Below are 19,241 nucleotides of genomic sequence, written 5' to 3'. Positions count from 1 at the left end.
TATGATTACCTGTGAAAGAAATTTTATTTTGTTTGAAAAATAATGCTTAAAAAGCGCTTACATAGTAAGATAAGGGTATTGGAAAGGTTGATACATATGACTACAATACTCTTTAAAGCCGTTGCTGTTGATATGGATGGCACTTTTTTAACTGATAATAAAACTTTTGATCATGAACTATTTGGCAAGATTTTAAAAAAGCTACAGACAAACAACATTCCTTTTATTTCAGCAACTGGAAATCAATTAATTAGATCACATGAATATTTTGAGGAATTTAGCAGTGGAATTGATTATGTGTCTGAAAATGGCGCAATCTTAGAAGCAGACGGTAAAGTAATTAAAAAGACAGCAATAGATTATGATATTGCCCAAAAGTTACTGCATTTTATTCAAACAGAATATCCTGAAGCAATTATTATGGTTAGTGCGGAGCATCATTGCTATATCTTAAAGAGTATGGACAAAGCAATGAAAGATGATATTAGGATTTATTATCGTAAAGTAAAAGAGATCGATAAATTCAATGATATTAATCCTAGCGATTCTATTTTAAAAGTTTGTCTAACTGCTGATGATGAGCTGGCTACCATTATTCAGGATCGTTTTAATGAAAAATATGGTGATTGTATCCGCGGAACTAGTAGCGGTAATATGACAATTAACTTAGTTCATAAAGGTATTAACAAGGCTAAAGGTGTAGCGGATATGCTTAAGTATTATGATATTGCCCAAAAAGATTTGATTGCTTTTGGTGATGGTGAAAATGATATCGGGATGCTTAAAGCCTGTGGTTATAGTTATGCGATGGCTAATGCTAATGAAAAGGCAAAGGCTGTAGCTAAATATGAAGCCCCATCAAATAATGAAAATGGTGTTTTGCAAGTTTTAGCTAAGTATTTAGAAATAGAATAAAAAAATCGTTACTTTGATGTAGTAACGATTTTATTTATTTTAAACTGAATTCTAGTCTGACAGGGTTGTGATCTGCATAGCGATAATCGGTGTTAATGTTGGTTGCTTTAGCTTTAACATTTTTAGAAACGATAAAACCATCACAAATTGTCATGTAATTAATTTTGGGATTATATTTCATGTCAGTTGAACGAACTGTAGCAATTTTATCTCGGTTAGTAGCTTTAACCATAGTAAAATTTTTAGGCAACATTTCTGATCAAGGATCGATACCCAATCCGGTATTTTTTCTTGATGGTCAAAGTGCGTTAACATATCTTTTCCTAGAGCGTGATTAAAGTCACCACCCACGATAACATAATTCCCGGCTAGATATTCTTTTTCCATTACATTAGAAATAAGTTTCATTTGTGCTTTACGCATCTTTCCACCTTTGTTATAAGCAGACATATGACTATTGATCATTACAAGGTATTTACCATTGTTAATAGGAAAGCGCATGATGACAAAACAGCGATCTAAATCGGTAAATTTTGAAATAAATGCACTTGTAATGGGATATTTTCTTCTAATCGCAGAGGTCATTTTATATTTGCTCATACTTAGCAAGCCTGATTGGACACTGCCGTGGGGGTCATATAGTGGCCAAGCTAAGAAGGCGGTATGAAAGTTATTGGCAAAAGTATAATCATAATTTTGAAAATGATTTTCAACCATTTTTACTTGATTAACATAATGACTACGAGTAGAGTGGGTATCAATTTCTTGAAGAAACATAAAATCAGGATTTTGTTTTTTCATAGTTTGAATAACTCCATTAGTTGAATTTAAAACGGCAGTACCGCGATGACCTTGTGTTTTTTTGACATTCTTTAATTCACCGTGATCCATAAAAAATCAAAATTATGATTATATGCACCAAAGCCTACGTTATAAGTTGTAGCTTTGTATGTTTTATGTAGTTTTAACTCATTTTTTTGATTATTACCAATAATTAATTTTTTGTGATCAGGAATACGACAGTAATGTGCTTGCATATGTCCAATGTAACAGCCAATTGTTATCAGGAGGATAGCAAGCAAAATTAATATTCCCATACCGATTCTTTTTAATATTTTAATTTTTCTCCTTGATTCTTTGTTAATTATAGCAAAAATAAAAAGATCGAAATTCAGCTGAATTTCGATCTTTATTTTTATCTAGGAATCAAAAGGTTTCTAGACGTTTGCTATTTCGTAATGGCTTTAGAACTTGTTCTTGTCCAAAGCAACTGGAGAATCTGGTTTTTCGCCCTTGATTAATTCCAAGTTGTTGTCAAATGCCTTAACAACCATGTTACGTACAGCGTGAGTAGTGTAGAAGGCAGTGTGTGGGGTTACCAATACGTTTGGACGATCAATTAAGTCTGCCAAGCGTTCGTCTGGGAATTCTTTACCTTCCCAGTCCTTGTTAAATACACCAACTTCGCCTTCGTAAGTATCCATAACGAAGCCGAAGATCTTGCCTGAGTCTAAACCACGAATTACTGCATCAGTGTCAACAAGTGGACCACGTGAGCAGTTTACGATTACAACGCCATCCTTCATTTTGGCGATTGATTCATCGTTAATCATGTGTACGTTAGCTGGAACGTCTGGTACGTGAAGTGAAATTACATCAGCTTGCTTGTACAAGTCATCAAGTGAATCAACGTAGTAACCCTTCTTTTCAAGTTCAGGGTTCTTGAAGATATCGTAAGCAATAACTTTTGCGCCAAAGCCTTCCATAATCTTCATAAATACTTGACCAATGTGACCAGTACCAACAACACCGACAACTTGGTCACGAACTTCACGGCCGATAGTTGGTGCCCAACGTAAATCACGTTTAGCCATCTTTTCGTCCATGCGCTTGTCTTGACGTAATACACGTGCAGCTTGAATAGCAGCATGTTCAGCAATAGCGTCTGGTGAGTAAACAGGAACATTAGTGATTTCAAAGCCTAATTCTTTGGCCTTGTCCATGTCGATGTTATCGACACCAACGTTACGTAATGACATCTTAGTTACGCCAGCATCTGCCAATGCTTGAAGGGTTTCAGGAGTGTAGTCTAATTGTTGGTAAACAACAACACCGTCTGCACCTTCAGCAAGCTTTGCAGTTTCAGGAGTCAAAAGTTTATCAGTGTAATCAACATCGATATCTTTGTGAGCTTCCTTCCATTCGTTTAAGAATGGTTCTTCGTCTTTACGAATAGCGTAAGCAAAAATCTTTGTCATAAATTTAACCTCCGTAAAATTTATTAGTATGACCATTCCTCATTATACACTTCCGTTTGTTCAACAAAACACAAAAACAATATTTTTCTAAAAAAGCAGTTGCACGTGAAACATCATTGAAAACAAATGAAAAACTATAAAGAATTTATTAAGACAAGTAAATAAATGGTGACACATTGTCATTTAAAATGTAATATATACTCATAACAAAAAACAACGCAACAAATAGAGATGATTTGTAAGAAGGTAACAAATCTTCTAATTCCTTATTAATACATCCTATTTTGGGCTTTGACAATCATACATTGGGTATTATCTTAAAGCCGTCCCCTATGCGACTTTAAGCTTAAAAAATTGGAAAAGTCCATCCCCTTTTTGTGAAAGTAGGTAATTAAGTCCCCTGCTTCGTCTCTAGCGTTGAACGTTTTGTTAACCTTAATTATTTATTTTCACAACATTAGTGATGAGTAGGCTAATGTAAAAAAATCTCGTTATTCTCATTCAACACAACTCCCTTAAAGGGCTGATTTAGAAAGTTTCTAGATCAGCCCTTTTCCTTTTTTAGTTATAATTAATAAAAAAGAACTTGAAGGGAAGAGAACGATGATTTTAATTTCATGGAATATTGATTCTTTAAATGCGGCTTTAACGGGAACTTCAGCTAGAGCGGAAGAAACCAGACAGGTATTAGAAAAAATTCACGCTAAAAATCCAGATATTATTGCCATTCAAGAAACAAAATTAAAGGCAACTGGCCCAACAAAAAAGCATCAGGAAATTTTAGCAGAAAAATTTCCTGAATATAATTATGTTTGGCGTTCTTCTGAAGAGCCTGCTAGAAAAGGCTATGCGGGGACTATGTATTTATATAAAAAGGATTTAACCCCGATTGTTTCTTATCCGGTAATTGGTGCACCAGAACCAATGGATTGTGAGGGACGTATTATAACTCTAGAATTCAATGACTTTTATGTGACACAAGTTTATACGCCCAATTCCGGTAGTGGATTGAAGAGATTAAGTGACCGCCAAGTTTGGGATCAAAAGTATACTAAATACTTACAAGAATTAGATAAACACAAGCCAGTTTTGGCAAGCGGTGATTATAACTGTGCTCATACTGAGATTGATTTGAAGCATCCAAATAATAATCATCATTCTGCCGGTTTTACTGATGAGGAAAGATCTGGGTTTACTAATTTACTAAATGCTGGTTTTACAGACACTTTTAGAAAAGTTCACGGTAATATTACGGATGTATATTCTTGGTGGGCTCAACGTGTAAAAACCGCTAAAATAAACAACTCTGGATGGAGAATTGATTATTGGCTTGTATCTAATAGGATTGCTAATAAGGTGGTTCGCTCAGAAATGATTGATACCGAAAAAAGAGCAGACCATTGTCCAATTTTGCTTGAAATTAACCTTTAAAATGTCAAAAACACTAGTATAATGTTTTTGACATTTTAAAAAATAGGGGTTGAATTTTCTTGAATGACGAGAAAACAGAAGATTGGGCTTTAGAGCAAGATCTTAAGTACAATCGGTTAACGGCATTTAAGCTGTTTGCGATGACTAGTTCAATGGTTATTTCCGTTGATGAACTAGCACCGTTTGGCAAGACTGGTGCTACTGCACTATTTTATTTGCTAATTGCTGGAATTGCCTGGTTTATTCCCATCACTCAAATGGCTGGTGAAATGGCTTCAATTAACGGTTGGGAAAAAGGCGGTATTTTTACTTGGGTAAAAGGTTCACTGGGCGATAAGACTGGATGGACTGCTATGTTTTATCAATGGATCCATATTACAGTTGGGATGGATACCATGATGTATGTGATTATTGGTGCTCTTTCAATCACTTTTAATACGCCTTGGTTTAATACTACACCGCTGATGCGTTTCATTTTGATGATGATTATTTTATGGGGTGCTACGGCAATTCAGATAATTGGTATTAAAAAGATAGGTAGAATCGCTGAATGGCTCTTCATTCTTGGAATTTCGACACCTGTAATCCTTTTGATTATTTCGTTTTTTGTTTATGTGTTACAAGGGCATCCCTTACATATGACAATTAATTGGAATACGGTTATCCCACATCAATTAAATGGCACTACACTAGTTGCATTTGTTCCTTTCATGTTGGCTTTTTGTGGTGGTGAAGCATCTGCTCCACATGTTAAAAATTTGGATCATCCTAAGTCATATTCAAAAGTTATGCTTGCTTTAGCAATTACAGCTATTTGTTTTGATCTTTTAGGTAGTATGGCAATTGGAATGACAGTTCCTAAAGATCAAATTCAAAATAGTACTGGTTTTGTTTACACTTATGGTAAGTTACTTACTTCAATTGGATTACCAGGAGATGTTTTACAAAAAATTGTTGGGATAATGCTAGCATGCGGAATTATCGGTGAATTGGGTAACTGGATTGCTGGTCCTAACCAAGGGATGTATGAAGCTGCTAAAGATGGTTACATGCCTAAATTTTTTGCCAAAACTACTAAGCATGGTGTACCAATCAGAATTATGATTTTACAATCAAGTATTGTAACTATTTCTGCATTATTAATTACCTTTACTAGTGGTGCTGATGCCGATTTTGCATTTAATGTATCTTTAGCTGCCACTACAGCACAGTATTTAATGGTTTATATGATAATGTTGATTTCTTACATTGTTTTGAAGAGAAAACATGAAGATTATCACCGTATGTATTACATGACCAAAAATCCCAATTTAAGTATTGCAATTGCTGCAGTAGCACTAGTTATTACTATTGTGGCATTCTTTGTAACCTTTGTTCCTGCACAAGGAACCCCGATCCGGTTACGTCATATTTATATTTGGACATTAGTTGGTATGTGTGCAATTGTTTCAGTATTACCGTTGATTCTTTATCGCTGGCATGCAAAATGGCAAAATCAATAAAAGCGTTCGTTTATAAAAAGCGAATGCTTTTTTAGTAGAATTGTTTTGAGGTGACAAAATATGGCAGATGCAATGCAAGATGCGATCTTAAATGGTTTGTATGATTCATCCTATCCTGGTAGTGAAACATTAGGTCCAAGTATTTTAAGTAATAATCATGATGAAAAAATTTGGTCAATTTTGAGAAACGAATTATATAGTTGTACAGGATTTACGTGGGCAGTAGCGTTTATAACTCAAGATATGCTTGTTCCTTTGAAAGTTGTACTTGCTGATTTAGCGCAAAAAAATGTCAGTGGAACAATAATTACAGGAAGCTATTTAAATTTTAATAATCCAAAAGTTTTTGAAGAATTAAAGAAAATTCCTAACTTAGAAATAAAAGTCGCAACAGAAAGTGGCTTTCATGCCAAGGGATATTTGTTTGAACATAAAGATTATCAAACAGTGGTAATTGGTAGTGCCAACTTTACCCGAGCAGCGCTTCTTACCAATTATGAATGGGCTCTGAAGATTAGTTCAAAAACTCAGGCTGATCTAACTAGACAAATGGCACAAAAACTTGCTGAATTAGAAAAGAATAGTTTTGTTCTTACTGATGAATGGCTAGCTGAATACAAGAAAAATTGGATTAAACCTGTAAGTAATACTAAAAAAATCGTTTCAAATGCAAAAATTGAGCCGAATCAAATGCAGAAAGCTGCTTTAAAAAATTTAAATTCATTAGTAAATGAAGGAGCTAAGCGGGCTTTAGTAGTTTCGGCTACTGGAACGGGTAAGACTTATTTAGGTGCTTTTGCTGTAAAAGACTTTAAGCCTAAAAAATTTTTATATATAGTGCATCGTCAGCAAATAGCTAAAAAAACTCTTGATAGTTTTTACAAAGTAATTGGTGGAGCAAAGTCAGATTATGGCATATTAAGCGGTAATCACCATGATACTGATAAAAGATATTTATTTGCTACAATTCAAACATTAAGCCAAGATAATGTGCTTGATGATCTAGTTAGAAACGAATTTGATTACATTTTAATTGATGAGGCACATAGAACTGCCGCTCCTAGTTATCAGAAAATTATAAATTATTTTCAACCTAAATTCTTATTAGGGATGACAGCGACGCCTGAAAGAATGGATGAGCAAAATGTGTATCAAATTTTTGACTATAATTTGGCATATGAGATTCGGTTGAGGGATGCATTAGAAGAAAAGATGTTGGCTCCTTTTCATTATGTGGGTGTGCAAGACTATGAAAGCAATAATCAAATAATCGATGAAACAACAAATTTACGTTATTTAGCATCTAAAGAACGTGTAAATTATGTTTTAAAGGAAATGGATTATTATGGCTACTGCGGAGATAAGGCTAAAGGTTTAGTATTTTGCAGTAGACAAGAAGAAGCGCATGAATTAGCAAATCTTTTTTCTGAAAAAGGTCATCCTGCTGTGGCATTGACTAATAAGGATAGTGACAAAAAACGGATTGAAGTTGTAAGCCAATTAGCAGACGGAGATATCGAATATATTATTGCTGTTGATTTGTTTAATGAAGGTATAGATATTCCCTCATTGAATCAAATTATTATGTTGCGCAATACTCAATCTGCTATCGTATTTATTCAGCAATTAGGGCGCGGCCTTAGAAAATATCCAGGTAAAGAATTTGTGACAATTCTTGATTTTATTGGAAATTATAAAAATAATTACTTAATTCCAATTGCGTTGAATCAAGACAATTCTCGTGATAAAGATAAGGTCAAAAGAGAGACGAGATTACCTAATTTTATTGATGTTTCTACAATTAACTTTAGTAAGATAGCTTCTGATAGAATTTTAGCTTCACTTGATCAGATCAAATTGGATAGTATGCGTGAGTTACGAAGTAGTTATCAAGAATTAAAAAATAAATTAGGTCGAATTCCGTTTTTGTTAGATTTCTATCAATATGGGACAGTTGCTCCGGAAGTTTTTGCAAATAACCACGGACTAAGTAGTTATGCAACCTTTTTAGAAAAAATGGGCGAACCAATTGAGCTTAATAAATATGAAGATGAAGTATTAAGTTTTGTCACTAAAGAACTACTTAATGGTAAAAGAGCACATGAATTAGTTTTGTTAAAAATGCTGTTGAAGCAAAACTTTGTTAAGCAAGAAGATTATCTTGCTAAGCTGCAACATAAAAAAATCTATGTTAACGATGAAGTGTTAAGTTCAGTAGACGATATTTTAGATTTATCATTTTTTGATGTAAAGCAGGGAAAAACTACTAAAAAAGCTCAATATGGTGATAGGCCATTAATTGAGCATAGTAATTTATTTGATTATAAATTGAATGATGAATTAAGGAATGCATTGAATAAAAATTCAATGTTTAAACAGCTTTTTAAGGATGTAATAGATGTCGGTCTTGAACTAAATCGGCAGTACAATAACCAAAGTCAATTTACGTTGTACCAACAATATGATAGAAAAGATGCCTGTCGTTTACTTAATTGGGCTAAAGATGTTTCTGCACCAATGTATGGCTATCGTGTAGGTGAAAAAGATACTCCAATTTTTATTACTTATCGTAAAGATGATCATGAAAAACGAAATGCACTATATCATAATACCCTAGAAGATGGACGTAGCTTGCGTTGGTATACTAGAGTACCACGACATTTAGATTCAGAAGAGGTAAAGAAGTTATTGCATACTAAAGACATGCATTTACATTTATTTGTGAAAAGAAGCGATGCCGACGGAAAGCAGTTCTTCTATTTAGGAGAAGCTACAATTCAGGCTGATTCAGTTAAAGAAGAGCTTTTAGGTGTTAAGAAAAAGCCGGCGGTAGGGATGAATTTACTTCTAAAGCATCCTTTAGATAATTCAATGCATGAATTGTTATTTGAATAATAAAAAAAGAAGCCTTAAGGCTTCTTTTTTATCTACTAAGGAATGTATATGGCTTAATATGATTTAAAATTTGATATCCCATTTGCTTTTGGGCATTTTCATCGCCTGATGTTTGGTTTAAAAACATGATTAACCCATTGCGGTTATCAGCCGTCATTTGAATCCATGCACCAAAGTGAGTATTTGTTAAATTTCCATAAGCAGATTTAATAGTGTCATTATTATCAAGATATAGACCACCAGAGTAATCATTTACTCTATTTTTTAAATGAGTAAGATACCTAAAGTCCTCTCGACTTAAAATACTTCCATTAGTTAAACCAAGCTGAATTTTGTAATAATCAATTGGTGTGGTGAACATGTTCCCCGCACCCGGTAGTTGAGAGGCTAATGATCTTGAAACATATTCAGGTTCTTGATAGTTTTTGCCATTGTTCCATATATAAGAAATTGGATCTGTCTTCCAGCTAGGGATGTTTTGATAAAGGAATGTATTGGCTAAACCAAGTTTGTTAACAATTCGATTGTTAAAATTCTCTTCATAGGATTGGCCACTAATTTTTTTGATAATTCCTGCAAGCAAAATGTAGTTCGTATTATTGTAAAAGTATGTTCCTGGGGTGCCTGTGCTAGTGTTGTTCACATTATCAATTGCCCAGTTGATTGCATCGTCTTCTGAATAATTAATATTACGATCAATTTCAGTGTTAACTGCATTGATACCTGAAGTGTGTGTCATCAGTTGACCTAAGGTAATATTATCGGCATTTTTTAGATTAGGATACCAACGCGAAATTTTTGTATATTGTGAAAAGCGTTGGTTAGTATGCAAATTTTCATTCATTAATTGAATAATAATTGCGGCAGTAATAACTTTTTGTAAAGAACCTGTAGGATAAACTACGCGTTCATTACCATTGCCGATCTTTTTACCATACCAGGCCCAACCGTAACTAATTTGTTGCGGTTGACCATCCTTAATAATTACCGCGCTACCGCGACTATTATTTTGTGCAAAAACATTACGTACAAAATTACGCATCTCAGTTCTGGAATATGAACTTGCATGAACCGTTGCGGTTGGAGCAATCATTGTTGGTACTGTTGCTGATAAAAGACTAGCAGCTGCAAGTTTGATAAGTAATTTCTTCAAGACTTGGGCCTCCCATTAAATATGTCTATCTCTCATTTTAGCGTATTTACTATGTACAAGCGTAAATTTATTATTAAATTCCAGTTTCAAAATATTATTTATTATTTGTTTCATCAGTAATTTTGTCGAGATTAATTTTTGATTTAGTATAATTATGAAAAAAACTATTTAGAAATGTGGAAAAATAATGGCAGTAAAAAATATAATTCATGATCAACTTTTTTTAATGCAAAAATCTACTTTGGCAAACGCAAAAGATATGCAAGTGGCAGTTGATTTACGTGATACGTTATTAGCAAATAGAAATAAAGCAGCAGGTTTAGCAGCCAATATGATTGGAGAAGCTAAAAGAATTATTGCGTTTTATATAGTAGGAATGCCTATGGTGATGTTTAATCCAAAAATTATCCAAAAAGGTAATGAGTATTTAGCAACTGAAGGATGTTTATCTTTAAATGGTGAACGACCAGTAAAAAGATATGAGCATATTACAGTGAAATATCAAAATATAAATCTAGAGTATGAAACGCAAGAGTTTTCAGGCTTTGTTGCTGAAACGATTCAACATGAAATAGATCATTGTGATGGAAAAATAATCTAAAAAGAATAAAAAAAGCAAATTTTTACAAAAAAAATCTAGGCAAAAAAAGGCAAAAAAGGGGCAAATCACGAACGAGTAAAAAGCAGAAAGAACAGAATGTAAAGAATATAGTTAACAAAAAGAGAAGAGAGGAGAAGAAACAATTACAACTAAACCAAGCGTTTCATAAATGAAGCGAACGAAAACAAAGATTTGCCAAAAGGAAGAAAATAAGGTAAATTAATAAAGTCGCTTCGAGAGAAGAGACGAAGACAGCAGAATAAAAAGCCAAGCAAAGAAAAAATAAAAAAAGTACTTGCAAAGCGAAAGAAAAGCTGGTAACATATTTAAATGTCGTCAAGCGAAAGCGAAAGCGACAAAAAACAAATTCGAAAAAGTTCTTGACAAGAGCTTGAGGGTTTGATAAAATATAAAAGCTGTCTGGTTTAACCGGACAGAGGTAGTACTTTGAAAACTGAACAAAGTTTCGCTAAAAGTGTGCGGGTGTAAAAACCCAAACAAGAAGCGAAGTCAATTCGCAAGCAATAAATTTGAGACAAAGATCTTAAATAATCGAATGAGCAATCATTCAAACTTTTTAAAAACGAGAGTTTGATCCTGGCTCAGGACGAACGCTGGCGGCGTGCCTAATACATGCAAGTCGAGCGAGCTGAACCAACAGATTCACTTCGGTGATGACGTTGGGAACGCGAGCGGCGGATGGGTGAGTAACACGTGGGGAACCTGCCCCATAGTCTGGGATACCACTTGGAAACAGGTGCTAATACCGGATAAGAAAGCAGATCGCATGATCAGCTTATAAAAGGCGGCGTAAGCTGTCGCTATGGGATGGCCCCGCGGTGCATTAGCTAGTTGGTAGGGTAACGGCCTACCAAGGCAATGATGCATAGCCGAGTTGAGAGACTGATCGGCCACATTGGGACTGAGACACGGCCCAAACTCCTACGGGAGGCAGCAGTAGGGAATCTTCCACAATGGACGAAAGTCTGATGGAGCAACGCCGCGTGAGTGAAGAAGGTTTTCGGATCGTAAAGCTCTGTTGTTGGTGAAGAAGGATAGAGGTAGTAACTGGCCTTTATTTGACGGTAATCAACCAGAAAGTCACGGCTAACTACGTGCCAGCAGCCGCGGTAATACGTAGGTGGCAAGCGTTGTCCGGATTTATTGGGCGTAAAGCGAGCGCAGGCGGAAGAATAAGTCTGATGTGAAAGCCCTCGGCTTAACCGAGGAACTGCATCGGAAACTGTTTTTCTTGAGTGCAGAAGAGGAGAGTGGAACTCCATGTGTAGCGGTGGAATGCGTAGATATATGGAAGAACACCAGTGGCGAAGGCGGCTCTCTGGTCTGCAACTGACGCTGAGGCTCGAAAGCATGGGTAGCGAACAGGATTAGATACCCTGGTAGTCCATGCCGTAAACGATGAGTGCTAAGTGTTGGGAGGTTTCCGCCTCTCAGTGCTGCAGCTAACGCATTAAGCACTCCGCCTGGGGAGTACGACCGCAAGGTTGAAACTCAAAGGAATTGACGGGGGCCCGCACAAGCGGTGGAGCATGTGGTTTAATTCGAAGCAACGCGAAGAACCTTACCAGGTCTTGACATCTAGTGCAATCCGTAGAGATACGGAGTTCCCTTCGGGGACACTAAGACAGGTGGTGCATGGCTGTCGTCAGCTCGTGTCGTGAGATGTTGGGTTAAGTCCCGCAACGAGCGCAACCCTTGTCATTAGTTGCCAGCATTAAGTTGGGCACTCTAATGAGACTGCCGGTGACAAACCGGAGGAAGGTGGGGATGACGTCAAGTCATCATGCCCCTTATGACCTGGGCTACACACGTGCTACAATGGACAGTACAACGAGGAGCAAGCCTGCGAAGGCAAGCGAATCTCTTAAAGCTGTTCTCAGTTCGGACTGCAGTCTGCAACTCGACTGCACGAAGCTGGAATCGCTAGTAATCGCGGATCAGCACGCCGCGGTGAATACGTTCCCGGGCCTTGTACACACCGCCCGTCACACCATGGGAGTCTGCAATGCCCAAAGCCGGTGGCCTAACCTTCGGGAAGGAGCCGTCTAAGGCAGGGCAGATGACTGGGGTGAAGTCGTAACAAGGTAGCCGTAGGAGAACCTGCGGCTGGATCACCTCCTTTCTAAGGAAGCGAAGGATATGGAGAGTAGAAATACTAAGAGAAGTATCCAGAGCAAGCGGAAGCACACTAAGAAACTTTGTTTAGTTTTGAGGGTAGTACCTCAAAAGAGTTAGTACATTGAAAACTGAATATAATCCAAGCAAAAAACCGAGACAATCAAAGAGAACAGATTGTAGAGCGACCGAGAAGAGAATTCTTGGGTAAGGTCAAGTAGAAAAGGGCGCACGGTGAATGCCTAGGCACTAACAGCCGATGAAGGACGTGACGAACTACGAAAAGCTTCGGGGAGCGGTAAGTACGCAGTGATCCGGAGATGTCCGAATGGGGGAACCCAATGCAGCGATGCATTATTGGTTGATGAATAGATAGTCAATCAAAGGAAGACGCAGTGAACTGAAACATCTAAGTAGCTGCAGGAAGAGAAAGAAAAATCGATTTCCTTAGTAGCGGCGAGCGAAGAGGAAAGAGCCCAAACCAAGTGATTTATCATTTGGGGTTGTAGGACTGCAAAGTGGTAGCGTAAGCGATAGTTGAATTATCTGGGAAGGTAAGCCAGAGAGGGTGAGAGCCCCGTAAGCGAAATTGCGAGCGCGCCTAGCAGAATCCTGAGTAGGCCGGGACACGAGGAATCCCGGTTGAAGCCGCGAGGACCATCTCGCAAGGCTAAATACTAGTTAGTGACCGATAGTGAACCAGTACCGTGAGGGAAAGGTGAAAAGAACCCCGGAAGGGGAGTGAAAGAGAACCTGAAACCGTGTGTCTACAAGTAGTCAAAGCACATTAAAGTGCGATGGCGTGCCTTTTGTAGAATGAACCGGCGAGTTACGTTATCTAGCGAGGTTAAGTCAGAAAAGACGGAGCCGGAGCGAAAGCGAGTCTGAATAGGGCGAAGAGTTAGGTGACGTAGACCCGAAACCAAGTGACCTACCCATGGCCAGGCTGAAGGTGTGGTAAAACGCACTGGAGGGCCGAACCCACGTAAGTTAAAAATTGCGGGGATGAGCTGTGGGTAGCGGTGAAATTCCAAACGAACTTGGAGATAGCTGGTTCTCTCCGAAATAGCTTTAGGGCTAGCCTCGTGGAGAGGATAATGGAGGTAGAGCTCTGTTTGGACTAGGGGCCCGTCAGGGGTTACTGAATCCAGATAAACTGCGAATTCCATATATCCATACACGGGAGTCAGACTGCGAGTGATAAGATCCGTAGTCGAAAGGGAAACAGCCCAGATCACCAGTTAAGGTCCCCAAATCTATGCTAAGTGGAAAAGGATGTGGAGTTGCGTAGACAACTAGGACGTTGGCTCAGAAGCAGCCATCATTCAAAGAGTGCGTAATAGCTCACTAGTCGAGTGGCGCTGCGCCGAAAATTTACCGGGGCTAAGCATAGTACCGAAACTGTGGATGCATCGAAAGATGCGTGGTAGGAGAGCGTTCTAAGTGCGGCGAAGGTTAACCGAGAGGATAATTGGAGCGCTTAGAAGTGAGAATGCCGGTATGAGTAGCGAAAGACAGGTGAGAATCCTGTCCGCCGAAAGACTAAGGTTTCCTGGGGCAGGCTCGTCCGCCCAGGGTAAGTCGGGACCTAAGGCAAGGCCGAGAGGCGTAGTCGATGGATAACAGGTAGAAATTCCTGTACTGTGTTTAATCGTTATGAGCGATGGAGGGACGCAGGAGGTGAAACACGCATCGAGCTGGATCGATGTTCAAGCAACAAGTGCGGTTAAGAGTCAAATGCTTCTAACCAGCAACACGAGTTGTGATGAGTAGCGAAGTAATAGTAGCGAAGGTGATGTAATCACACTGCCAAGAAAAGCTTCTAGCCAGAGAGGACACACCCGTACCGCAAACCGACACAGGTAGTCGAGTGGAGAACACTAAGGTGAGCGAGAGAACTCTCGTTAAGGAACTCGGCAAAATGACCCCGTAACTTCGGAAGAAGGGGTGCTGGCCACGAGAGTGGTTAGCCGCAGTGAATAGGCCCAAACAACTGTTTATCAAAAACACAGGTCTCTGCAAAATCGTAAGATGACGTATAGAGGCTGACACCTGCCCGGTGCTGGAAGGTTAAGAGGAGAGCTTAGCGAAAGCGAAGGTTCGAATTGAAGCCCCAGTAAACGGCGGCCGTAACTATAACGGTCCTAAGGTAGCGAAATTCCTTGTCGGGTAAGTTCCGACCTGCACGAAAGGTGTAATGATTTGGGCACTGTCTCAACGAGAGACTCGGTGAAATTATAATACCCGTGAAGATGCGGGTTACCCGCGACAGGACGGAAAGACCCCATGGAGCTTCACTGTAGCTTGATATTGAGTATCTTTTAAACATGTACAGGATAGGTAGGAGCCAAGGAAGGCAGGACGCTAGTTTTGCTGGAGGCAATGTTGGGATACTACCCTTGTTTGAAGGATGCTCTAACCTCGACCTGTAAGCCAGGTCAGGGACAGTGTCAGGTGGGCAGTTTGACTGGGGCGGTCGCCTCCTAAAGTGTAACGGAGGCGCTCAAAGGTTCCCTCAGAATGGTTGGAAATCATTCGCAGAGTGTAAAGGTATAAGGGAGCTTGACTGCGAGAGAAACAGCTCGAGCAGGGACGAAAGTCGGACTTAGTGATCTGGTGGTACCGTATGGAAGGGCCATCACTCAACGGATAAAAGCTACCCTGGGGATAACAGGCTTATCTCCCCCAAGAGTTCACATCGACGGGGAGGTTTGGCACCTCGATGTCGGCTCGTCGCATCCTGGGGCTGAAGTCGGTCCCAAGGGTTGGGCTGTTCGCCCATTAAAGCGGCACGCGAGCTGGGTTCAGAACGTCGTGAGACAGTTCGGTCCCTATCCGTCGTGGGCGTAGGAAATTTGAGAGGAGCTGTCCTTAGTACGAGAGGACCGGGATGGACGCACCGCTGGTGTACCAGTTGTTCCGCCAGGAGCATCGCTGGGTAGCTATGTGCGGAAGGGATAAGCGCTGAAAGCATCTAAGTGCGAAGCCCCCCTCAAGATGAGATTTCCTTTGCAATAGCAGTAAGACACCTCAAAGACGATGAGGTAGATAGGCTGGGAGTGGAAGTTCTGTGAAGAATGGAGCGGACCAGTACTAATCAGTCGAGGACTTGACCAAAAGCGAAGCAAACTGTAAGGTTTTTTGCGAGAGATTATGTTTAGTTTTGAGCGTAGTAGCTCAAAAGAGTACGGTGGCGAAAGCAAGAAGGATACACCTGTTCCCATGCCGAACACAGAAGTTAAGCTTCTTAACGCCGAAAGTAGTTGGTGGGCAACTGCCTGCGAGGATAGGAAGCTGCCGTGCTCTTTTTTAATATTCCGGCTTAGCTCAGTTGGTAGAGCGCTTGACTGTTAATCAAGATGTCGTCAGTTCGAGTCTGACAGCCGGAGTAAAGCAGAGGAGAAGGCAATGCCCTTCTCCTTTTTTTGGTTCTATTGTTGAATTAAAATCGATTTGTTGGAATTCCTTGATTAGTTCAATTATAGATGGTGAAACATTTCCTTTTGATTTAGTTGCAATGAAGAAATCAATATAAATTAAACTTTTGTCTATTGGTAATAAATTTATAGGAGACTGTTTTATTCGTTTTAAGATGCTAGCTGATGTGATAGTTAGCCCAAGTCCTTTAAGAGCAAGTTCCGTTGCCGTAATAATACTTTTACTTTCTAAAACTATATTTGATTTAATATAAAATTTTTGAAATAAACCATTTACTTGATGACGTATAGCTGATTCAGATGAACTTAGGACCATTGGAGCTTGTAAAACTTCTTTTAAATTAAGATCTTTGAATTTTAATTTAAATTGTTAGGTTTATAATACTTAGAATTTTTGGGAATTACGATGTAATATTCTTAACCGGAGTTAATGAAATAATTTACCTTAGAAGAATTTTCAGGGGTTTGGCCGATATAACAATCGATATTTCCATTAATTAGGTTAGTTTCATTTTCACGAGGTGAATTTTCATATAATTGAATTTCTATGTTAGGATTTTGTTTTAAGAATAGCGGTAAAAGTTGAGGAAGAATAAAAGTTCCTAGGCTTTCCAGTGTACCTAATTTAATTATTTCTTTATTAGGATGGGTGAAAGGCAAAAGCTTAAGTTCTAATTGGTGATCGTTATATGAAATATTTTCCAAGTATTTGTAATAAATTATTCCAGCTTCTGTTAGAGAAAATGGAATATGATTGCGGTTAATAATTTCAGCACCTAATTTTTTCTCTATCCGCTTAATTAATTGGGTTAAATTAAGGTTGTGATATATATAATTCACGTGCAGCTTTGGTAAAATTGCTTTCTTTTAATAAAAACATCTATATAATGTAATAATGCTTCAGGATCGTTCATAATCAGCCTGTTAACCAGCTCCATAATAAAAGTATTATAACTTATTAGCTATACTACTATTTTGCCTGATAGCTAATCGTTATTAAAATTAAATAGAAAGCCCTTCCAGTAAAGACAAGAAAGGAAGAATAGAAAATGAAACCTAGCAAATATTCTGTAAAAGCGCAAGGACATGGTTCCAGCTATATGCCGATGGAGGTCACTCTATCAAAAGATAAAATTGAAGATATTAATGTTGATGCAAGTGGTGAAACACGTGGTGTTGCAGATGAAGTATTTAATCGTTTACCTAAATTAATAGTTGATAATCAGACCTTAAATATTGATGCTGTCAGTGGTGCGACAATTTCTAGTCATGGTGTTATTGATGGCGTAGCTCAAACTATTAATGAAGCTGGTGGGAACTCTGAAGAATGGAAAAGGCGAGCTAAACCTCGTAAAGTACTGCTAAAAAAGACAAAAAATATGATACTGATGTAGTAGTCATTGGTGCTGCGGGCGCAGGATTGGCCGCTGTAGCTCGTAGTATTCAATTAGGACATAAGGTAGTTATACTTGAAAAATTCCCTCAAATGGGTGGTAATACTAGCCGTGCTGGTGGTCCTATGAATGCCGCAGAACCAGAATGACAAAAAAAGTTTAAAGCTTTAGCAGGAGAAAAGGAAGATCTTGAAAATTTAGCTTCTACACCAGTTGAAAATATAGATCCAGAATATCGTGAAGATTTTCAAGAATTACAAAAGCAAATTAAAGAATACGTTGAGTCGGGGACTGATTACTTATTTGATTCCAAATTGCTTCACGAAATTCAAACTTATGTTGGTGGTAAGAGAACAGATTTAAATGGTAATGAAATTCATGGTAGTTATCCCTTAGTTAAAGAATTAGTGGATAATGCACTTGATTCAGTTAAATGGCTTAAAGACTTAGGGGTAAAATTTGATGATAGTCAAGTAACTATGCCTGTTGGAGCACTTTGGCGTAGGGGACATAAGCCTGTTGAACCTATGGGATATGCCTATATTCATGTTTTGGGCGATTGGATTAATGCGCATGGTGCGACAATTTTAACTGAGACACGCGCAAAGCATTTGTTAATGAAAGATAACAAGATTGTCGGTATTGAAGCAGAAAAAAATGATGGTTCTAAAGTAATAGTGTATGCTAAAGCGGTAGTATTGGCTTCAGGCGGATTTGGAGCTAATATGAAGATGGTGCAAAAATACAATACATATTGGAAGCATATTGACGATGATATGCCGACAACTAATTCACCAGCAATTACAGGTGATGGAATTGGTTTAGGTGAAGAAGCAAACGCTGATCTAATTGGAATGGGATTTATTCAGTTGATGCCAGTGTCTGATCCAAAGACTGGCGAATTATTTACTGGATTACAGACCCCGCCAGAAAATTATATTATGGTTAATAAAGACGGAAAACGTTTTGTAAATGAATTTGCAGAGCGTGATACTTTAGCTAAAGCTGCTATTGCCAACGGTGGATTGTTTTATTTGATTGCTGACGACAAAATAAAGGCAACGGCATATAATACCACCCAAGAGTCAATTGATGCTCAGGTGAAGGCAGGAACGCTGTATAGAGCAAACACATTAGCCGAGTTAGCTAAACAAATTGGCATGAAGCCAGAATTGCTGGAAGAAACGATTAGAAAATACAATTCCTATGTAGATAAAGGTAAAGATCTAGAATTCGGCAAAAGTGCGTTTAATCTTAAGTGTGAAGTAGCACCATTCTATGCTACTCCACGTAAACCCGCTATCCACCATACAATGGGTGGACTGAAGATTGATACTAAGGCACATGTAATCGATAAAGACGATAAAGTTATTAAGGGACTTTATGCTGCAGGTGAAGTAGCGGGCGGTATCCATGCTGGTAATCGTCTAGGTGGTAATTCATTAGCTGATATCTTTACTTTTGGTAGAGTTGCCGCAAATACTATATCTGAAGAAGTTGAATAAAATAAAAAGGTCTG

The 19,241-nt window shown here is 38.3% G+C and carries 7 protein-coding genes, 1 tRNA gene, 3 rRNA genes and 3 pseudogenes; 10 read left to right on the top strand and 4 right to left on the bottom strand.

Annotation, left to right across the window (positions count from 1 at the left end; translation table 11 throughout):
• Positions 1 to 96: 96 nt before the first annotated feature.
• Positions 97 to 915 carry a Cof-type HAD-IIB family hydrolase gene (locus tag SO785_RS08445; RefSeq protein WP_021874000.1) on the top strand — a complete coding sequence of 273 codons (819 nt, stop codon included), beginning with the start codon at positions 97 to 99 and terminating at the stop codon, positions 913 to 915.
• Between the two features lie 34 nt (positions 916 to 949).
• On the opposite strand, the pseudogene SO785_RS08440 reads toward SO785_RS08445, so the two are convergent.
• A pseudogene (locus SO785_RS08440) lies at positions 950 to 2,036 on the bottom strand (endonuclease/exonuclease/phosphatase family protein).
• A gap of 123 nt (positions 2,037 to 2,159) precedes the next feature.
• Positions 2,160 to 3,173 carry a D-2-hydroxyacid dehydrogenase gene (locus tag SO785_RS08435; protein WP_015613274.1) on the bottom strand — a complete coding sequence of 338 codons (1,014 nt, stop codon included), beginning with the start codon at positions 3,171 to 3,173 and terminating at the stop codon, positions 2,160 to 2,162.
• Between the two features lie 603 nt (positions 3,174 to 3,776).
• Between SO785_RS08435 and SO785_RS08430 the strand changes: the two genes are divergently transcribed.
• Genes SO785_RS08430 through SO785_RS08420 form a run of 3 tightly spaced genes read left to right on the top strand, consistent with a single transcriptional unit; the run spans position 3,777 to position 9,001 of the window.
• A complete protein-coding gene (locus SO785_RS08430; protein ID WP_003549252.1) occupies positions 3,777 to 4,604 on the top strand; it encodes an exodeoxyribonuclease III in 828 nt (275 codons plus the stop codon).
• Positions 4,605 to 4,663: 59 nt separating this feature from the next.
• Positions 4,664 to 6,106: an amino acid permease gene (locus SO785_RS08425; protein WP_003549250.1), complete on the top strand. Its 1,443-nt coding sequence runs from the start codon at positions 4,664 to 4,666 to the stop codon at positions 6,104 to 6,106.
• A gap of 60 nt (positions 6,107 to 6,166) precedes the next feature.
• Positions 6,167 to 9,001: a DUF3427 domain-containing protein gene (locus tag SO785_RS08420; protein ID WP_011254017.1), complete on the top strand. Its 2,835-nt coding sequence runs from the start codon at positions 6,167 to 6,169 to the stop codon at positions 8,999 to 9,001.
• Positions 9,002 to 9,029: 28 nt separating this feature from the next.
• Here the strand turns inward: SO785_RS08420 and SO785_RS08415 are convergent, their stop codons facing one another.
• Entirely contained in the window at positions 9,030 to 10,043 is a 1,014-nt protein-coding gene (locus SO785_RS08415; RefSeq protein WP_025079807.1) for a serine hydrolase domain-containing protein, read from the bottom strand.
• Positions 10,044 to 10,341: 298 nt separating this feature from the next.
• On the opposite strand from SO785_RS08415, the gene SO785_RS08410 reads away from it, so the two are divergent.
• From SO785_RS08410 to SO785_RS08390, 5 genes are all read left to right on the top strand, one after another.
• Complete coding sequence (locus SO785_RS08410) at positions 10,342 to 10,755, top strand: peptide deformylase (RefSeq protein WP_011254019.1); 414 nt, start codon at positions 10,342 to 10,344, stop codon at positions 10,753 to 10,755.
• A 579-nt stretch (positions 10,756 to 11,334) separates the two neighbouring features.
• Positions 11,335 to 12,898, top strand: a 16S ribosomal RNA gene (locus SO785_RS08405).
• Positions 12,899 to 13,102: 204 nt separating this feature from the next.
• A 23S ribosomal RNA gene (locus SO785_RS08400) occupies positions 13,103 to 16,008 on the top strand.
• Between the two features lie 69 nt (positions 16,009 to 16,077).
• A 5S ribosomal RNA gene (gene rrf / locus SO785_RS08395) occupies positions 16,078 to 16,194 on the top strand.
• Together the 16S, 23S and 5S rRNA genes with 1 tRNA gene alongside form the textbook arrangement of a ribosomal RNA operon.
• Before the next feature lie 13 nt (positions 16,195 to 16,207).
• Positions 16,208 to 16,280, top strand: a tRNA-Asn gene (locus SO785_RS08390).
• Positions 16,281 to 16,323: 43 nt separating this feature from the next.
• Here the strand turns inward: SO785_RS08390 and SO785_RS08385 are convergent.
• Positions 16,324 to 17,242: pseudogene (locus SO785_RS08385) on the bottom strand (LysR substrate-binding domain-containing protein); the annotation flags it as partial.
• A 135-nt stretch (positions 17,243 to 17,377) separates the two neighbouring features.
• Here SO785_RS08385 and SO785_RS08380 point away from each other — a divergent pair.
• Positions 17,378 to 19,227 (top strand): annotated as a pseudogene (locus SO785_RS08380) (flavocytochrome c).
• Positions 19,228 to 19,241: the final 14 nt, after the last annotated feature.

This window comes from Lactobacillus acidophilus, from assembly GCF_034298135.1.
GTDB classification, from domain to species: domain Bacteria; phylum Bacillota; class Bacilli; order Lactobacillales; family Lactobacillaceae; genus Lactobacillus; species Lactobacillus acidophilus.
Note: the sequence above shows the minus strand (reverse complement) of the source record. Positions and strands in the feature narration are given on the sequence as shown.